This is a genomic window from Roseomonas sp. TF40, assembly GCF_057219975.1.
The window spans coordinates 96,179-114,241 of sequence record NZ_JBXVVR010000009.1 but is presented as its reverse complement, the minus strand read 5'-3'; the positions used below and the strand labels follow the sequence as shown (position 1 = coordinate 114,241).

The 18,063-nt window shown below is 70.8% G+C and carries 14 protein-coding genes and 1 tRNA gene; 11 read left to right on the top strand and 4 right to left on the bottom strand.

The genetic code is table 11. The annotated features are described in order from the left end of the window. Positions 1–25 precede the first annotated feature (25 nt). Complete coding sequence (gene ubiG / locus AC2D9U_RS21480) at positions 26–745, bottom strand: bifunctional 2-polyprenyl-6-hydroxyphenol methylase/3-demethylubiquinol 3-O-methyltransferase UbiG (RefSeq protein ID WP_484752879.1); 720 nt, start codon at positions 743–745, stop codon at positions 26–28. A 120-nt stretch (positions 746–865) separates the two neighbouring features. On the opposite strand from ubiG, the gene AC2D9U_RS21475 reads away from it, so the two are divergent. From AC2D9U_RS21475 to AC2D9U_RS21435, 9 genes are all read left to right on the top strand, one after another. Next, a complete protein-coding gene (locus AC2D9U_RS21475; protein ID WP_484752874.1) occupies positions 866–2,107 on the top strand; it encodes an aspartate kinase in 1,242 nt (413 codons plus the stop codon). A gap of 5 nt (positions 2,108–2,112) precedes the next feature. After that, positions 2,113–3,159: an NAD(P)H-dependent flavin oxidoreductase gene (locus AC2D9U_RS21470; RefSeq protein WP_484752870.1), complete on the top strand. Its 1,047-nt coding sequence runs from the start codon at positions 2,113–2,115 to the stop codon at positions 3,157–3,159. Positions 3,160–3,246: 87 nt separating this feature from the next. After that, positions 3,247–4,260 (top strand): helix-turn-helix domain-containing protein, encoded by a 1,014-nt coding sequence (locus tag AC2D9U_RS21465; RefSeq protein ID WP_484752867.1) that lies wholly within the window; start codon positions 3,247–3,249, stop codon positions 4,258–4,260. A 91-nt stretch (positions 4,261–4,351) separates the two neighbouring features. Next, a complete protein-coding gene (ispG, locus tag AC2D9U_RS21460; protein ID WP_484752865.1) occupies positions 4,352–5,491 on the top strand; it encodes a flavodoxin-dependent (E)-4-hydroxy-3-methylbut-2-enyl-diphosphate synthase in 1,140 nt (379 codons plus the stop codon). Between the two features lie 213 nt (positions 5,492–5,704). After that, entirely contained in the window at positions 5,705–8,878 is a 3,174-nt protein-coding gene (locus AC2D9U_RS21455; RefSeq protein ID WP_484752863.1) for a calcium-binding protein, read from the top strand. Between the two features lie 92 nt (positions 8,879–8,970). Continuing rightward, positions 8,971–10,203, top strand: coding sequence for a histidine--tRNA ligase (gene hisS / locus AC2D9U_RS21450; RefSeq protein ID WP_484752860.1), 1,233 nt, complete (start codon positions 8,971–8,973; stop codon positions 10,201–10,203). Next, the gene (gene prfA, locus AC2D9U_RS21445) at positions 10,200–11,255 is read left to right on the top strand and encodes a peptide chain release factor 1 (protein ID WP_484752858.1); all 1,056 of its coding nucleotides are present in this window, start codon (positions 10,200–10,202) and stop codon (positions 11,253–11,255) included. Before hisS ends, prfA begins: the two co-directional genes overlap by 4 nt. 157 nt (positions 11,256–11,412) lie before the next feature. After that, positions 11,413–12,279: a peptide chain release factor N(5)-glutamine methyltransferase gene (gene prmC, locus AC2D9U_RS21440; RefSeq protein ID WP_484752856.1), complete on the top strand. Its 867-nt coding sequence runs from the start codon at positions 11,413–11,415 to the stop codon at positions 12,277–12,279. Between the two features lie 161 nt (positions 12,280–12,440). Continuing rightward, positions 12,441–12,998: a DUF4167 domain-containing protein gene (locus AC2D9U_RS21435; RefSeq protein ID WP_484752854.1), complete on the top strand. Its 558-nt coding sequence runs from the start codon at positions 12,441–12,443 to the stop codon at positions 12,996–12,998. Between the two features lie 15 nt (positions 12,999–13,013). Here AC2D9U_RS21435 and AC2D9U_RS21430 read toward each other — a convergent pair whose 3' ends face one another. The 3 genes from AC2D9U_RS21430 to AC2D9U_RS21420 all read right to left on the bottom strand — a co-directional run bounded on the left by AC2D9U_RS21430 (position 13,014) and on the right by AC2D9U_RS21420 (position 16,644). Further along, positions 13,014–13,757: a maleate cis-trans isomerase family protein gene (locus AC2D9U_RS21430; protein ID WP_484752852.1), complete on the bottom strand. Its 744-nt coding sequence runs from the start codon at positions 13,755–13,757 to the stop codon at positions 13,014–13,016. Positions 13,758–13,858: 101 nt separating this feature from the next. Then, complete coding sequence (locus tag AC2D9U_RS21425) at positions 13,859–15,424, bottom strand: ABC transporter substrate-binding protein (protein ID WP_484752850.1); 1,566 nt, start codon at positions 15,422–15,424, stop codon at positions 13,859–13,861. Positions 15,425–15,444: 20 nt separating this feature from the next. Then, complete coding sequence (locus tag AC2D9U_RS21420) at positions 15,445–16,644, bottom strand: ROK family transcriptional regulator (protein ID WP_484752847.1); 1,200 nt, start codon at positions 16,642–16,644, stop codon at positions 15,445–15,447. Positions 16,645–16,760: 116 nt separating this feature from the next. Between AC2D9U_RS21420 and AC2D9U_RS21415 the strand changes: the two genes are divergently transcribed. Both AC2D9U_RS21415 and AC2D9U_RS21410 read left to right on the top strand, forming a co-directional pair. Next, positions 16,761–17,225 (top strand): hypothetical protein, encoded by a 465-nt coding sequence (locus AC2D9U_RS21415; protein ID WP_484752844.1) that lies wholly within the window; start codon positions 16,761–16,763, stop codon positions 17,223–17,225. Between the two features lie 129 nt (positions 17,226–17,354). Beyond that, positions 17,355–17,440 (top strand) — tRNA-Leu (locus AC2D9U_RS21410). Positions 17,441–18,063: the final 623 nt, after the last annotated feature.

Genomic DNA, 18,063 nt, shown 5'->3' with positions numbered 1-18,063 from the left:
TTCTAGGTCCTGAAGGGCAAGGGGGTCAGCCCCGCGCCATCGCCAGGTAGTTCACGCCGAGGTCGCGGCTCTCCCGCCAGCTGCCCGAGAGCGGGTCCATGCTCATCCCCGCCAGATCGGTGATCCGCAGCCCCGCGCCCTTCAGCGCCGCGCCCAACTCGCCCGGGGTGACGAACATGCGCCAGTCATGCGTGCCCACGGGCAGCAGCCGCAGCAGGTATTCCGCGCCGAGCTTGGCCATGAGGAAGGAGCGCGCGGTGCGGTTCAGCGTGGAGAGGAAGACCGGCGCGCCGGGCTTCGCGAGCCGCGCCAGCGCGTCGCAGAAGGTGGCGCGGTCCTCGACATGCTCGATCACCTCCAGCGCCACCACCGCATCGAAGCGCTGGCCGGCGGCGAGCAGGGTCTCGGGCCCGCCCTCGACATAGGTGATGGCGAGCCCGCCGGCCGCCGCATGCTCCCGCGCCGCCGCCAGCGCCTCGCCTGCCGCGTCCAGCCCGGTCACGGTGGCGCCGAACCGGGCAAAGGCCTCGCTGGCCAGGCCGGCGCCGCAACCGACATCAAGCAGGGTGAGGCCCGAAAGGTCCGTCCCCGTCCGGCCATGGGCGCGGGCCAGGCGGGTGGCGATCCAGCGCGTGCGCAGCGGATTCATGCGGTGCAGCGGGCGCATCGGGCCGTCCGGGTCCCACCAGCGGATGGCGAGCGCGCCGAATTTCCGGATTTCCGCCTCGACCGCCGTGCCTGCCATGCCCATTCCCCCGAAACCTGCCCGGTTGCCCGCGGCGCGCGCCCCCGTTATGTGACCGCCCGAGCGCCGCCCGCAACCGCGCGCCCCGCATTCCTCAGCGCAAGGCCCCGAATTCCGACCATGGCCCGTATCGTGATGAAGTTCGGCGGCACCTCCGTCGCCGATCTCGACCGTATCCGCAATGTCGCCGCCCGCGTGAAGCGCGAGGTGGAGGCCGGCCATGAAGTGGCCGTGGTGGTCTCCGCCATGTCGGGGGTCACCAACCAGCTCGTGAAATGGTGCCAGGACCTCTCGCCGCTGCATGACGCGCGCGAATACGACACGGTGGTCGCGACCGGCGAGCAGGTGACGATCGGCCTGCTCGCCATCGCGCTGCAGACCATCGGCGTCGATGCGCGGTCCTGGCAGGGCTGGCAGGTGCCGATCCGCACCGACAACGCGCATGGCAAGGCGCGCGTCGAGTCGATCGAGGGCGCGGCGCTGATCGAACGGATGAAGATGGGCCAGGTGCCCGTGGTCGCCGGCTTCCAGGGCATCGGCCCCGACAACCGCGTCACCACCCTGGGCCGGGGCGGATCGGACCTCTCGGCCGTGGCCATCGCGGCCGCCGTGAAGGCCGATCGCTGCGACATCTACACCGACGTGGACGGCGTCTACACCACCGACCCGCGGATCGTGCCGCGTGCGCGCAAGCTCGAGAAGATTTCCTACGAGGAAATGCTGGAACTGGCCTCGGTGGGCGCCAAGGTGTTGCAGACGCGCTCGGTCGAGCTCGCCATGAAGCAGCGGGTTCGCGTGCAGGTGCTCTCCAGCTTCGAGGACAAGCCAGGCTCCCTGGTCGTTGATGAGGACGAAATCGTGGAACAGCCCATCGTCTCCGGCATCGCCTATTCGCGCGACGAGGCGAAGCTCACGCTCCGCCGCGTGCCGGACCGGCCGGGCATCGCCGCCTCGGTCTTCGGGCCGCTCTCGGCCGCGAATGTGAACGTGGACATGATCGTGCAGAACATCGGCGCCGATGGCAGCACGGACATGACCTTCACGCTCGGCCGCGCCGACCTGCCGCGCGCCCGCGCCGTGCTGGAGGAACAGGCCGCCGCCATCGGCTACGAGGCGCTGATCGCCGACCCGGACGTGGCCAAGATCAGCGTGGTTGGCATCGGCATGCGCACCCATGCGGGTGTGGCGGCGACCATGTTCAAGACGCTCTCGGCCAAGGGCATCAACATCCAGGTGATCTCGACCAGCGAGATCAAGGTGAGCGTCCTGGTCGCGGCCGACTACACGGAACTCGCGGTGCGCGCGCTGCACACCGCCTATGGCCTGGATGGGCCGGAGCCCGCGCGCCGGGCGGAAGGCTGACGCCCATGGATGCGCTCCCCACCCCCACCCCGCCGCCGCCGGAAGCCTTCGCCGCGCTCGACGCGCTGATGGCGCGCGGCGCGGCCTTCTTCGGCACGCGCTACGCGCTGATGGGCGGCGCGATGTCCTGGGTCAGCGAGCGCAATCTGGTTGCGGCTCTGTCCAATGCCGGCGCCTTCGGCGTCATCGCCTGCGGGGCGATGGAACCGCCGCGCCTGGCCGAGGAAATCGCGGCCACCCAGGCGCTGACGAACAAGCCCTTCGGCGTGAACCTGATCACCATGCATCCGCGGCTCGATGAGCTGGTGCAGGTCTGCCTGGCGGCGAAGGTGACGCATATCGTCTTCGCCGGCGGCATCCCGCCCGGTTCCGCCATCAAGGCGGCGAAGGATGGCGGGGCCAAGGTGGTCTGCTTCGCCCCGGCGCTCGCGCTGGCCAAGAAGCTGGTGCGTTCGGGCGCCGATGCGCTGGTGATCGAGGGCGCGGAGGCCGGCGGGCATATCGGCCCCGTCTCGCTCACCGTGCTGGCGCAGGAGATCCTGCCCTTCGTGCATGAGGTGCCGGTCTTCGTCGCCGGCGGGCTCGGGCGGGGCGAGGCGATTCTCTCCTATCTGGAGATGGGCGCGGCCGGCGCGCAGCTCGGCACGCGCTTCGTCTGCGCCAGCGAGAGCATCGCGCATCCGAACTTCAAGAAGGCCTTCATCCGCGGGGCGGCGCGCGACGCGCTGCCGACCGTGCAGCTCGATGATCGCTTCCCGGTGATCCCGGTGCGTGCGCTGCAGAATGCCGGCACCAAGCGCTTCCTGGAGCATCAGGCGGCGGTGATCCGGCGCTTCCTGGCCGGTGAGGTCGAGAAGGGCGCCGCCCAGCTCGAGATCGAGCATTTCTGGGCCGGCGCCCTGCGCCGCGCGGTGATCGAGGGCGATGTCGAGAACGGCTCGCTGATGGCCGGGCAGAGTGTCGGCATGGTGACGCGCGAACAGCCCGCCGCCGAGATCGTCCAGGAGTTGATCACCCAGGCCGCGGCCGCCCTGGCCGCGCGCCGGGCTTGAGCCGCCTTGGTGGCGGGTCGATGACAGCATCGCGCCCGCGTATGATTCGGTTTGCGGCGCCCCGGGCCGCGCGCTAGGTGTCTCTCCGTGCCCAATGACCTGAAACGCATCCCCCGCCCCGCCGACCCCAGCGGCAGTGAAGCTGCCCGCGTGGGGGAGGAGCTGCGCGACGCGCGCATCGCCCTCGGTCTGTCGATCGAGGAGATGGCGACCCAGCTGCGCATCCGCCGCCCCTATCTGGAGGCGCTGGAGGAAGGGCGCATCCGCGACCTGCCCGGTGCCGCCTATGCCGTGGGCTTCGTGCGCGCCTATGCCACGGGCCTCGGCCTCGATGCCGATGACATGGTGCGCCGCTTCCGCGACCTCTCCGGCGCCGCGGTGACGCGCAAGACCAAGCTCGTCTTCCCCGAGCCGGTGCCCGAGCGCGGCATGCCGGCCGGCGCGGTGGTGGCCGTGGGCGCGGTGATCGCGATCGGCGCCTATGTCGCCTGGTATAACTGGTCGGGGGCGGGGAACCGCACCGTCGATGTGGTGCCGCCCGTGCCGCCGCGCCTCGAGGCCGCGGTGGAGCAGGGCCGCAGCCAGATGCCCACGCGTGAGGGGACGGCGACTCCGGGCAGCCTGCCGCTGGCCGCGCTGCCGCCGCCGGGCGGGCTCGGCGCCACGCCGCCGCCCACGCCTGTCCCGCCCGTGCCGGCCGCCAATACCGCCGCCCAGGCGGCGACCGTGCCGGCCGCGCCGCCCCCCGCCGCCGCGCCGCCCGCCCCGCCCGCCGCCGCCATCCCCGGCCTGCCCGAGGGCACGCGCGTGGTGCTGCGTGCCCGCGCCAGCAGCCCCGATGGCGCCTGGGTGCAGGTGCGCGACCCCCGCAACGGCCAATCCCTGGTCAACCGCGTATTGCGCCCGGGCGAGGCCTGGCCCGCCCCCCTGCGGGAGGGCCTGCTGCTCGATACCGGCAAGGCGGATGGGCTGGAGATCCTGGTCGATGGCCAGCCCTCCCCGGTGCTGAACGGGCTGGTCGGCGTGCGCCGCAACGTGGCGCTCGACCCCGATCGCCTGCGCCAGGCGCCCACCGCCGCGGTCGCGCCGCGGGCGAACTGAACCGCGGCTCTTCCCCACGCTTGTCCCCCCTGGGATAGGCGCGCCGGAACGCCTATTCTCCCGGCGCAACGCCAAAGCGAACGGGAAGCGCATGTCCTACCGGCCCTACCAGCAGATCCTCCGCCGCCGCTCCCGCCAGATCCGGGTGGGCAAGGTGCTGGTGGGCGGCGACGCGCCGATCTCCGTCCAGACCATGACCAACACGCCGACCGAGGATGCGGCGGCGACCATCGCGCAGATCCGCCGCGCGGAGCTTGCCGGGGTGGACATCGTGCGTGTCTCCGTGCCCACCGAGGAAGCCACGGCCGCGCTGCACGAGATCGTGCGCGAGGTGAATGTGCCGGTCGTGGCGGATGTGCATTTCCACTACAAGCGCGCCATCGAGGCCGCCGAGGCGGGCGCCGCCTGCCTGCGCATCAACCCGGGCAATATCGGCTCGAAGGAGCGCGTGAAGGAGGTCGTGAAGGCCGCGCGCGACCATGGCTGCTCGATCCGCATCGGTGTGAATGCGGGCTCGCTCGAGAAGCACCTGCTGGAGAAATACGGCGAGCCCAACCCCGAGGCGCTGGTCGAATCCGCCCTCTGGCACGCCGCCCATCTGCTGGATGAGGGATTCGACGCCTTCAAGATCAGCGTGAAGGCCTCTGACGTCTTCCTCGCCGTCGCGGCCTATCAGCAATTGGCGGAGGCCTGCGACCACCCGCTGCATATCGGCATCACCGAGGCCGGCGGGCGGCGCGCGGGGACGGTGAAGTCGGCGATCGGCCTGGGCTCGCTGCTCTGGGCCGGCATCGGCGATACGCTGCGCGTCTCCCTCTCCGCCGAGCCGGAGGAGGAGGTCTCGGTGGGCTGGGACATCCTGAAGTCGCTGCATCTGCGCCATCGTGGGGTGAAGGTGATCTCCTGCCCCTCCTGCGCGCGGCAGGGCTTCGACGTGATCCGCACGGTGGAAAAGCTGGAGGAGCGGCTCTCGCACATCACCCAGCCGATCAGCCTGTCCATCATCGGCTGCGTGGTGAACGGCCCGGGCGAGGCGCTGATGACCGATATCGGGCTGACGGGCGGCGGCGCCGGCACGCACATGATCTACGGCGCGGGCAAGCAGAGCCACACCATCCGGACCGAGGAGATGGTGGAGCACATCGTCTCCCTGGTGGAGAAGAAGGCGGCCGAGATGGCGGCCGAGAAGGCGGCGCAGGCGGCCGCCGAGGCGCGCGCGGCGGCGGAATAGGCCGCCAGCCCGGCCGATCCCCCCCGGGGCGGATCGGTCCTCCCGTGATTTATTTGCTCATTTTTTAGGCATTGGCGCGGATTTGCGCAGGCCCTTCGGCTTGTGCATATTTCGCTCACGAACGCGTGATTCTGGGGCGCCCCCGGCCGCAGACCCGTGCGTCGACCCTCCCCAACACGGGGTGCCCCCCCCCGGTTCCGAGAGAGCCCGCCGATGTCCGCCAGCCTGCCAGCTTCCACCTTCGCCGGCTTCAACCCGCGCGCGATCCTGCGCTTCAACGAGAACGCCACCCATGCGGTGGTCGAACTCGTGCCGGCCGAGACAGGCAGCTTCGCCTATGCCCCGGTCCTCTCGGGCGCCGATGCCGCGCTCTTCGAGGCGGAGATCGTCGGCGGGGCGGTGGTGGTGCGCTTCATCGACGCCCCGGATTTCGAGACCCCGCTCGATATGGAGGGGGATAATCGCTACGACGTCACGGTCAGCCTGGACTACGGCACGGAGAGCACGGTCGAGGGCACGGCCGTCGCGCAGCTCATCATCGGCGTCACCGACCTCTATGAGCCGCTGCCGATCTTCCTCGACACGAGCGGCAGCGGCAACCTCGTCATCGTCTATGACGACTTCAACGCGCGGGCGAGCTACGCCTTCAACCCGCGGCCGAGCGAGAACAGCACCGGGGTGATCCTCAGCGTCGGTGCGCGCAGCCCCGACGGCACGCTGGGCACGCCGAGCCTGGTGATGGGCGGCGCCGATGCGGCGCTTTTCGTCATGGATGCGAATGGCAATGTCCGCTTCCGCGACGCGCCGGATTTCGAGGCGCCGGGGAGCAGCGGCGGCAACAATACCTATGAGCTGACCTTCACCGCGACCGCCGGCGTCAGCCATACCGCCACGGCGCAGATCATCGTGCAGAACATCAATGAATTCCCGCCCGAGATCATCTCGGCCCTCGATGTCGAGGTGGAGGAATTCCGCAGCCTCATTCCCTTCACCGGCCGGCTTGCCTACCAGCCGCGCGCCGATGGGCGCGACGCCAATTCCCTGGCCTGGTCGATCGATGGCACGGATGCCGCGCGCTTCTCCATGGATCGCAACTTCAACATCTTCTTCAACGAGCGCCCGAATTTCGAGGCCCCGAACGATGCCGATGGCGATGGGGTCTATCGCTTCACGCTGACCGTCACTTCCGATGGCGGCTTCTCCGACAGCGAGGAGATCAGCGTCACCCTCACCAATCTGAACGAGGCGCCGGTCAATACCTCCCGCGCTGCGCTCACCGTGGCCGAGAATGCGGCGGGCGCCGTCTACACCGCCACCGATGAGGATGGCGACACGCTGGCCTGGTCGATCAGCGGCACCGATGCCGCACTCTTCGCCATCGACAGCCTGACCGGCGCGGTCAGCTTCCTCGATCCGGCGGATTTCGAGCGACCGTCGGATTCTGACGGCGACAACTACTACGAATTCATCGTCACCGCCGCCGATGCGGATTTTTCCGCGGCGCAGGCGGTGCGCCTGCGCATCGTCAACGCGCCCGACGCACCGGTTGTCACCTCCGGCGACACGGCCGAGGTGGCGGAGAACTTCACCGGCCTGATCTACGTCGCCACCGCGACCGATGACGACCGCGATCCCATCACCTTCTCCCTGGGTGGGGCAGACGCCGCGCTGTTCACGCTGGTCAACGGCCAGCTGCGTTTCCGCGCGGGCGCGGATTTCGAAAGACCCTCGGATGCCGACCGCAACGGCGTCTATGAACTGGTCATCAACGCCTCGGATGGCGCGCTCACCGGCAGCCAGGCGCTGTCGGTCACGGTCACCAACGCGCCCGACGGTCCTGTCGTCACCTCGCCCGCCACCGCGCGCTTCGCCGAGAACGGGCTTGGTGTCGCCTATCAGGCCCGCGCCTTCGCGGAAACCGGCGAGCCGATGACCTGGCTGCTGGGCGGCGTGGATGCGGCGCGCTTCGGCATCGACAGCATCACCGGTGCCGTCAGCTTCGTCTCCTCGCCTGATTTCGAGACGCCGGGCGATGTCGGGGCGGACAACATCTACAACATCACCGTCTTCGCCAGCACGCCGAGCGGCCTGGTGGGCAGCGCGCCGGTGGCCATCACCGTCACCGATGTGCGCGACAACACCATCACGGGTACGGCCGGCGCCGACAACCTGATCGGCACCAGCGGCGCCGACACCATCATGGGCCTGAACGGGGCGGATTTCCTCAGCGGGCGCGGCGGCAACGACACGCTGATCGGCGGCGAGGACGACGACATCCTCAATGGCGGCCGCGGGGCCGACAGCATGGCGGGTGGGCTGGGCGACGACCTCTACGTCATCGAGGATGAGGGCGACACCGTGCTGGAACTCGCCGATGAGGGTTTCGACACGATCCGCACCCCCTTCACCGTCGTGCTGACCGAGGATGGCGGGATCGAGGCGGCGATCATGACCGGCTCGGAGGCCATCGACGGCACCGGCAACAGCGAGGCCAACCGCTTCGCCGGCAACACTGGCGCCAACCTCCTGCGCGGGATGGAGGGCGACGACACGCTCGGCGGTGGCGCTGGCAACGACACGCTCGAGGGCGGCGATGGCGCGGACAGCCTCTCGGGCGGCGCGGGGGAGGACCTGCTGCTGGGTGGCGAGGGCAACGACCAGCTGCGCGGCACGGCGGGCGCCGACACGCTGCGCGGCGGCGCCGGCGACGACATCTACTTCTACGAAGCGACCAATGACCTGATCGAGGAACTCGCGGATGAGGGCTTCGACACGACCATGGCGCTGATCAGCATCGTCCAGCGGGAGGGCGACAGCATCGAGATGGTCTTCCTGCGCGGTGCGGCGCCGATCGACGCCACGGGCAACAGCAGCGCCAACAACCTCGATGGCAACGACAATGCGAATGTGCTGCGCGGCCTGGGGGGCGATGACCGGATCGTCGGCAATGGCGGCGATGACCTGCTCGAAGGCGGCGATGGCGCGGATTCGCTGCTGGGTGCCGCCGGCAATGACACGCTCTGGGGCGGGGCGGGTGCCGACCGCCTGAGCGGGGGCGGCGGTGCGGACAGCTTCGCCTTCGCCAGCATGGCCGATGCCGGGGATCTCGTCGGCGAGTTCCAGCCCGGCCAGGACCGGATCCTGATTTCCGCCAGCGGCTTCTTCGGCGGCAGCGTCGCCCCCGGCGCGAACCTCGCCAGCCTGGGCCGCTTCCGTGCCGATCCGGATGCCCTGGCGGTGGGCATGCAGGCGCAGTTCATCTACGAGAGCGATACGGGCCGCCTGTGGTTCGACACGAATGGCGAAGCGGCAGGGGGGCGCGACGTGCTCGTGGCCCTCTCCGGCTCGCCCTTCCTGGCGGGTACCGATCTTGTCGTGATCGCCTGAACCAGGCCCCGCCAGGGGAGAAGGAGGGGGCGGCGCGCCGCCCCCTTGCCGCCGCCGCCGCCGCGCGATACGCGCCACGCATGTCGAGCCCCATGCAGCCCGTTCGCGGCACCAGAGACCTGATCGGCGAGGATTTCCGGCGCCATCACCATGTGGCCGAGACCGCGCGCCGCGTCGCCGGCCTCTACGGCTTCGAGGAATGGGCGACCCCGATCTTCGAGGAAACCCGCGTCTTCGCCCGCAGCCTGGGCGAGACCTCCGACGTGGTGGCGAAGGAGATGTATTCCTTCACCGATCGCGGCGGGGACTCCCTGACGCTGCGGCCCGAGAACACGGCGGGCGTCTGCCGCGCCCTGGTCTCCAACGGCCTCACCCAGTCGAACCTGCCGCGCAAGGTGTTCTACGCCGGCCCGATGTTCCGCTATGAGCGCCCGCAGAAGGGCCGCTACCGGCAGTTCCACCAGATCGGCTGCGAGGTGCTGGGCGCGGCCGAACCCCTCGCCGATGCCGAGGTCATCGCCACCGGCTGGCACATCATCCAGGCGCTGGGCATCGACGAAGGCGTGGTGCTCGAGATCAACACGCTGGGCGACGCCGCCAGCCGCGACAGCTACCGCGCCGCCCTGGTCGCGCATTTCGAGGCGCACCGCGCGCAACTCAGCGCGGACAGCCTGCTGCGGCTCGAGAAGAACCCGATGCGCATCCTCGACAGCAAGGATGAGGGTGACCGCCGCATCGTCGCCACCGCGCCGACCATCGAGCCGCACCTCACCCCCGAAGCCGCGGCCTTCTTCGCGGCCGTGCTGAAGCATCTCGAAACGCTCGGCGTGCCGACCCGGCACAATCCGCGCATCGTGCGCGGGCTCGACTACTACAGCCACACGGCCTTCGAGTTCGTGACGGACCGCCTCGGCGCGCAGGGCACGGTGATGGCCGGCGGGCGCTATGACGGGCTGGTCGAGGAGATGGGCGGCCCCGCCACGCCCTGCGTCGGCTGGGCGGCGGGGATGGAGCGCCTGGCCATGCTGCTCGCGCAAAGCCCCGCCGCGCCGCGCCCCGTCGCGGTGATCCCGGTCAGCGAGGCGCAGGAAGCGGCGGCCCTCGCGCTGCTGCAGGCGCTGCGCCGCGCCGGTGTCACGGCCGAGATCGGCTACAAGGGCAACCTCAAGCGCCGCATGGAGCGCGCCAACAAGCTCGGCGCGCGCGCCGCGCTGATCCTGGGCGAGAGCGAGGTCGCCGCTGGCGTGGTGAACCTGCGCGACCTCGATGCCGGGACGCAGGAGAGCGTGGCGCTGGCGGAGGCGATCCAGCGCCTGTCGGCATGAGCATCTCGGGCAAGCTCGACCGGTTGCTGAACCGCGCGGCCGAAATCCGCCACCTGCTCAACAGCGCGAGCGGGGCGGAGATCGGCGCGCTGTCGAAGGAATTGTCGGACCTCGAGCCGCTGGTCGCCAAGGTCACGGAATACCAGGCCACGCAGCGCGCCCGCGACGAGGCCGAGGCAATGCTCGGCGATCCCGAGCTGCGCGAACTGGCCGAGCCGGAATACTTCACCCTGCGCGACCGCCTGCCGGTGCTCGAGCGCGAATTGCGCCTGATGCTGCTGCCGCGCGACATCGCCGACCAGCGCAGCGCCATCCTCGAGATCCGCCCCGCGGCAGGGGGCGATGAGGCCGCGCTCTTCGCCGCCGAGCTGTTCGGCGCCTACCAGCGCTACGCCGCCGCGCAGGGCTGGCGCTTCGAGATCCTGGACTATGACGAGAGCGAGCTGGGCGGGGTGAAGGGCGCGAGCGCCTCCATCGAGGGGCGCGGGGTCTTCGCCAAGCTGAAATTCGAATCCGGCGTGCACCGCGTGCAGCGCGTGCCCGCGACCGAGACGCAGGGGCGCATCCATACCTCCACCGTCACCGTCGCCGTGATGGCCGAGGCCGAGGAGGTGGATGTGCAGATCAATGAATCCGACCTGCGCATCGACACCTACCGCGCCAGCGGCGCCGGCGGGCAGCATGTGAACAAGACCGACAGCGCCGTGCGCATCACCCACCTCCCCACCGGCACGGTGGTGGCGATGCAGGAGGAGCGCAGCCAGCACAAGAACCGCGCCAAGGCGATGAAGGTGCTGCGCGCCCGGCTCTACGACGTGCAGCGCGCCAAGCTGGACCAGGACCGCGCCGCCGACCGCAAGGGGCAGGTCGGCACGGGTGATCGCTCCGAGCGCATCCGCACCTACAACTTCCCGCAGGGGCGCGTGACCGACCACCGCATCGGCCTGACGCTGCACAAGATCGACCGCGTGATGCTGGGCGAGTTCGACGAGATCATCGACGCGCTGGTGGCGGAGGATGAGGCCGCGCGGCTCGCCGCCGAGGCCGAGTGATGCCAGCGGCCGCCTGCAGCGACCCGCTGGCATGGCTTTTTGGTCCTCAATCGCCGGCGCGCCATCCGGCGCTTGGCTTGCGCGCCACGTGGCGCGGGCCGCATTCGCGGCCTCGGACCGCTTCGCGGTCCGCCCATCACCGGATCGAGCCTTTGGCATGAGCGCCAGCATCGGCAAGCTGCTCTGCCAGGGGGCGGCGGTGCTGCGTGCGGCGGGGATCGAGGAGGCGCGGGCGGAAGCGCGGCTGCTGCTCGGCCATGTGCTCGGCCTGGATGCCGCGGGCCTGCTGGCGCGGCGGCATGAGGCGGTGGCGGCAGCCCCTTTCCTTGCCGCCCTGGCGCGGCGCGCGGCGCGCGAGCCGCTGGCCTACATCACCGGGCGGCAGGGCTTCTGGACCCTCGACCTTGCCGTCTCGCCCGCCACGCTGATCCCGCGCGCCGATTCCGAATCACTGGTGGAGGCCGCGCTGGCGGCCTTGCCGGACCCCGATGCGCCCCTGCGGGTGCTGGATCTGGGCACCGGCACGGGCTGCCTGCTGCTGGCGGTGCTGGCGGAGCGCCCGCGCGCCTTCGGCGTGGGGGTGGATCTGGCCCCGGATGCCGCTGCCCTGGCGCGGGGGAATGCGGCCCGGAACGGGCTCGGCGCGCGCGCGGCCTTCCTGGCCGGCGATTGGGCCGGGGCGCTGGCGGGGCGCTTCGACCTGGTGCTGTCCAACCCGCCCTACATCGACTCGGCCGATATCCCCGGGCTGATGCCCGAGGTCGCGGGGCATGAACCGGCCCGCGCGCTGGATGGCGGGACGGATGGGCTCGACGCCTATCGGCACCTTGCCGCGCAACTGCCCGCACTGCTGCGGCAAGGCGGCATCGCGGTGCTGGAACTCGGCCAGGGGCAGCGCCCGGCGGTTTCGGCCCTCATGGCGGGGGCCGGGCTGGCGGTTCTGGGCTGCCGGGCCGACCTCAACGGCGTGGAACGTGCGCTGGTGGTGAAAAAACCGATTGGCGACGGCCCGGCAGCGGACTAGGTTAGCCGCGCGGCACGGCACGCCTGAAGGCGCGCTCACAGGGCCGGGATGGTGGCCGGCCTCCGACCGATTCGGATCGGGCGCCCCCCTTGGCCCGCCGCAGCGACGAAACACGAGACAGACCCGCCTGCCACCCTGGCCCTCTGGCCATGGCCGTTGGCGTGATTTTCGACACGGTGAACGCCATTTCGATGAACATGAAGCGCATGCGTGGCCGCGGCGGTGGCGGCGGACAGTATCGGCAGGGCGGCGGCGGTGGCGGCGGCCAGTATCGTCAGGGTGGCGGTGGCGGCGGCGGGGGTGGCGGCGGTCATCAGCCGATGAGCCGCAACCACGTCTTCGACAGCAACGGCCCCGACATGCGCCTGCGCGGCACGGCGCAGCAGCTTTTCGAGAAGTATCTCCAGCTCGGCCGCGACGCCACGGGCGCGGGCGACCGCGTGATGGCGGAGAGCTATTTCCAGCACGCCGAGCATTACTTCCGCATCCTCAACGCCATGAACCAGGCGCAGCAGCAGCAGGGCGGCGGTCAGCACCCGCACCAGCGCCGCTGGCAGGGTGGGCCGGAGCAGCAGGACCAGGGCGCAGAGCCGAATGGCGAAGCGCAGGAGATCAACGGCGCCGCGAACGGCCAGGGTCACAATGGCCAGGGCCACAATCCGGAAGGGGAGGCCGAGACCATCCCCATGCCGGTGCAGGAACCCCGCCAGGAACCCTGAGGGCGCCGCGCCCGTTCAGGGCGCGATGCTGAACAGGCGGCCCCAGCCTTTCACGAGGCTGGGCGCCACGCGCGCCCGGCGCAGCGCGCCCCACAGCGCGGTCGCGCAGGTATCCAGCACCGGAATGCCGCTCTCCGCCTCCACGATCGCGGCCGGGCGCGCGCCGCGCAGATTGGTGGAGATGATCGCCACCGCCTGCACCCCGGCCGTCGCCGCGACCTCGCGCGTCAGGGCCGTGACCTGGTCCTCGCCGAAGCGGGCGAAGGAGAAATTGCCCGGGTCGTTCAGGTGGCGCTCGGCCAGCACGGTGATGCCTTCCTCGGCCAGGATGCGGATCGTCGCCGCCTGCACATCGTCCAGGAAAGGCGTGACGAGGCCGATCCGCGTGGCCCCCATCGCCCGCAGCAGATCGAGCAGCGCGAGCATCGCCGTGTCGCCCGCGATGCCGCGCGCGCCCAGCGCCGCGACGAAGCCGCGGTCATGGTCGATGCCGGTGTAGCAGGAGGCCGTGGCGTTGAGGCAGACGCTGTCCATCGCCGCATCCGCCAGAAGCTCCGCCGCGGCGAGCAGCGGCTCCGCCTGGAACTGCGCCAGCGCCTGCGCCGAGGTATCCAGCCGCGTGACGCGAAAGCGCGTGACATGCAGGCTGACCCCCGCCACGCCCGCCAGCATGGCGGCGGTGGCGGGCTCCGCCACCGTGTTGCTCGAGGGCACGAGCATGCCGATCCGCTTCACCAGCCGCGTCGCATCCATGGACATTCCGGGCTCCGGCCTGAGGGGAGGGTTGCGGCGTCACCCGGATGAGGGGCAGCGCCGCGTTCCATTTCAGATCGAAGCCGCCCCCCTGTCCATGCGGGGGATCAGCGCCGGCTGACGTTCCAGTAGACCGGCGCGGGCGGATTCAGCAGGCCGGTGAGGTTCGCGCGGTGCGCACGCAGCTGGTACTGCACCCCGATCGGCACATAGGGCACCGTCTCCAGCGCCCGGGCCTGGATGCGCCCGGCGAGGTCGCGCTTCGTCTCCTCATCCTGCGCATCGGCGAACAGGGCGCGCAGGCGCTCGATCTCGGCGTCGCAGGGCCAGCCGAACCAGGCGCGCTCGCAATTGGAGCGCAGGCCGAGATGGCTGACCGGCTCCATCATGTCGAGGCCGCCGGGGCCGGAGATGAAGATGCTCCATCCGCCCCGGCCCACCGGCTCGCGGCTCTGGCGGCGGGCGACCACCGTGGCCCAGTCCATCGCCTGCACATCGGTGCGGATGCCGATGCTGCGCAGCAGCTGGTCGGCCACCAGGGTGAAGGCGTTGATGTTGGTGTTCTCGGCCGCGTTGAGCAGCACGGCGGGCGTGCCGTCATAGCCGCTCTCACGCACCAGCTGGCGGGCGCGCTCCAGGTTCGGGCGCGGCCAGCCGGCTTCGGTGTACCAGGGCGAGGAACAGACATACCAGCTGTTGCACACCCGCCCCTGGCTGGCATCGGTGGTCACGGCGTTGAGGAACTCCCGCCCGTCCACGGCCTCGAGCAGGGCGCGGCGCAGGCGGGGATTGTCGAAGGGCGGCTGGGTGGTGTTCAGCCGGATCTGCTGCGCCACGCCCAGCTCATCCTGGTTGGCCACCACCACGTTGCGGTCGCGCCGCAGCACCGGCAGCAGGTCCGCCGGGATGTCCTCGGCGATGTCGATCTGGCCGGTGCGCAGCGCATCGAGCGCGATCTGCTGGTCGGGCAGGATGCGCCATTCGACACGCTCGAACTGCGCGACCTTGCCGCCGGCCATGCCGCTGGCGGGCTCGGCGCGCGGGCGGTAGCCGGCATGGCGGGCGAAGACCAGGCGGTCGCCGGCGCGCCATTCCTCGCGCAGGAAGCGGAAGGGCCCGCTGCCGACCAGCTCGGGCACGGCCTGGCTGGCGGGAGTCTGCGCCAGGCGCTCGGGCATGATGAAGGGCACGGGCGCGCCGGGCTTGCCCAGCACCTCCAGCACCATGCCCCAGGGGGCGTTGAGGGTCAGCGTGAAGTCGCGCGGCGAGGGCGCGGTGAAGACGCCGCCGCGGGCGATCAACTGCTGGCCCAGCCCGTCATTCTGCGCCCAGCGGCGCAGCGAGGCGACGACATCGGCCGAGGTCACGGGCGTGCCGTCATGGAACACCAAGCCCTCGCGCAGGCGGAAGCGCCAGACGCGCCCGCCCTCGGCGGCCTCGAAGCTCTCGACCATCTGCGGGCGGACGCGCAGCTGGGCGTCCACGGCGAAGAGCGTGTCGAAAACCATGTAGCCGAGGTTGCGGGCCATGCTGTCCGAGCCGAGATGCGGGTCGGCCGTGCGGACATCGGAAGAGGGCTTCACCCGCAGCACGCTCGGCCCGCCCTGGGCGGCGGCCGGTCCGGCGAGCGCCACGCCGGCCAGCAGCGCCAGCCACCATCCTGATCTTTTCATCCTCGTCATCCTCCCTGGGGTCAGCCGGCCAGCCGCGCCGGCACGTCTTCGATCGGGCCCAGGCCGCCGGCATGGGCCAGCGCATGGGCCGCATAGGCAAGGGTGGCGGCCGGTTCCTGCCCGGCCACGGGGGGCAGGAAGACGACCTTTTCCGTGAGGCCGCCGAAGAGGCTCGACTCCACGCCCGCCTCCAGCGCCGCGCGCTGCGCCTCCGGGAGGGTGGCGGGCCAGCCGCAGACGACGATCCGCGCCGGCCCGGCCGCGTTCAGCGCATTGCCCAGCGCGATGCCGGTGGCGCGCAGCAGCTGCTCCAGCCCGGCGCGGCGGCGCGGCGTGGGGCGCATGAGCTGCGGCCAGCGCGGCCCGGCGGCGAGCAGCTCCGCCTCCGCCACCCCGGCGAGCCCGGCCAGGGCCACGGTGGAGACATGCGCCTCCAGGCAGCCGCGATGCCCGCAGCGGCACAGCGGGCCGGCGGGGTCGATCACCACATGGCCGAGCTCGACGGGGCGGATCGGCGGGTCGGGGCGCGCGGGGTCGGCCAGGGGCTCGACCCAGGCGGCGCCGACGCCGTGGCCGAGATAGACGAAGAGCTGCCGCCCCGCCGTGGCCCCCTGCCCATGCAGGTGGATGGCGGCCTGGGCGGTGACGGTGTTGCACAGCGCCAGGGGCACGCCGGGGAAGGCCCGGCGCAGCGCCTGTTCCAGCGCCGCGGCGTCGAGGCGCAGGATCGGGTTGCGCCCGGCGCCGCGATAGCCGGGCAGGGAGACGGCGATCTGGCGCGGCGTGACGCCCTGGCGGCGGCACCAGGTCTCGAGGCTGCCGATGGCCTCGGCGGTGGCGGCGGCGATGGCGTCGGGCGGGCTGGCGGCGGGCAGGGGCAGGCGGGTGGCGGTGTCGGCGGTGCCGTCGAGGGCGGCGACGCCAAAGCCGAGCCGGTCATTGGCGAATTCCAGCGCTGCGACGCGCGCATCCTTGTGCAGCACAACAATGGAGGAGGGCCCGCCGGGATAGGGGGTGGGCCGGCGCGGTTCCTCGACCAGCCCCTCGGCCCGCAGCTCGGCCAGGATGCGGGAGATGCTGCCCTCGGTCAGGCGGCAGGCGGCGGCCAGTTGCGGGCGGTGTAGCCCCTCCGAGCCCAGCAGGCGGGTGAGAATGGCCGCACGGGTCTGCCGCCGCGTCCGCGGCGCGTCCGAAGCAGGGCGGTGGCCTGATGCCGACACGTATCCTCAGTCATTCTTGTTCTACGCAAGAATGATGGCGATGAAGAGGGCGCGCGGTCAAGCGCCGCGTGGCCTGGCCATGACGGACGCCGGGCATTCGCAGGCGCATTCGGGCGGTGCTGGCGGCGGCGGTCCTGCAGCGTGGCGCGCGGGCCCTGATCCGCCCGTCCGGGGCGAAGCCCTGGCGGATCTCCATGCGGCTGGCATTGGTCAGCAGGCCCGGCGATGACGCTCAGCCGCCACCAGATATCCCGAGCGCCGTAGAGCGAGCTGACGAAGATCTCGACCTCGCGCGGGCCTTCGGGGTCGAGCAGCATGACCAGTCGTTCAATGATATCCGCATAACTCCCTCTGGTCTGGCCGAGAGGCTTGAAAGGTTCGAAGTAGAAGCCGCCGCCGCCGTCGGGCAGGTATCGGCCCTGTGTCACGCTCGCGACCTCGGGGAACAGATCCGGGTCGGTCTGGTCGAGGAAGAGGTTGACGTAGACCGGCCCTTCACCATCGAAGCGAGGCGGACGGCGGCGCTGGGCTGCCCCTGCCCGCACACAGCCCAGCCTCTCGCCGGGCAGGCTGCGCATTGATGTGCCGGGCGTGATGCCGGTGCCGATGGTTCGGCGGCGTCGGTCCAGACCTCGCCGCCCCTCCGAAGCAGGTTACGCGGCCCTGGACAGTTCCACCTGGCGATGAATTGCCCTATGTCGCTCCCTCAGGCCCCTGTGGCGGAACGGTAGACGCAGGCGACTCAAAATCGCTCGCCCGAGAGGGTGTGGGAGTTCGAATCTCCCCGGGGGCACCAGCACGTATTGATTTCTCTGCTGATTTCCAGACATTTGACTGGGGACCCCACTTAGAACCCCACATCGCTGTTGCGCTGGCGTGATGCAGCATGACGCATTCGCCTGCCCCCTGCGCGTTTCAGCCTGCCCGCCGCTCGGCGGTCCGATCCCCCTTTTTCATGGGCGATTATGCACTTCGCAAACACTAGGATTTTTAGCTTGACCGCCAGCCAGTCGCAGCACTCCAATGGCAGTACGCGGTCGTGAGCCGCACGAAAAGCTCAGAGTTGCAGGTTCGAGTCCTGTCGGGCGCACCATTTGGCGTCCGTAGCTCAACTGGATAGAGCGAGAGCCTTCCTTGATCTCACGCTAAGCGCCGCCCCTAACCAGGGCGGCGTTTATGTTTTTCGGGCTTCTCGTTGTGCGCGTGGCGCCCCATGCAGTCTAGGCCCTCAACCCGCCAGACTCTTGACTCCCCCCGTCCCGGACCGCTCCGCCGCTTGGTGCCTGGCAGTTGTTCGGCCACCCCCACCGCGCAAGCCGGCCGATCACGGATCGGGGCTACGGTCATGACGGGATGACGGAGCGGGGAAAGCGGGGCGGGGTGCGATCATTCAGAGGCTGCCGTTAGCCGAGGCTCAGA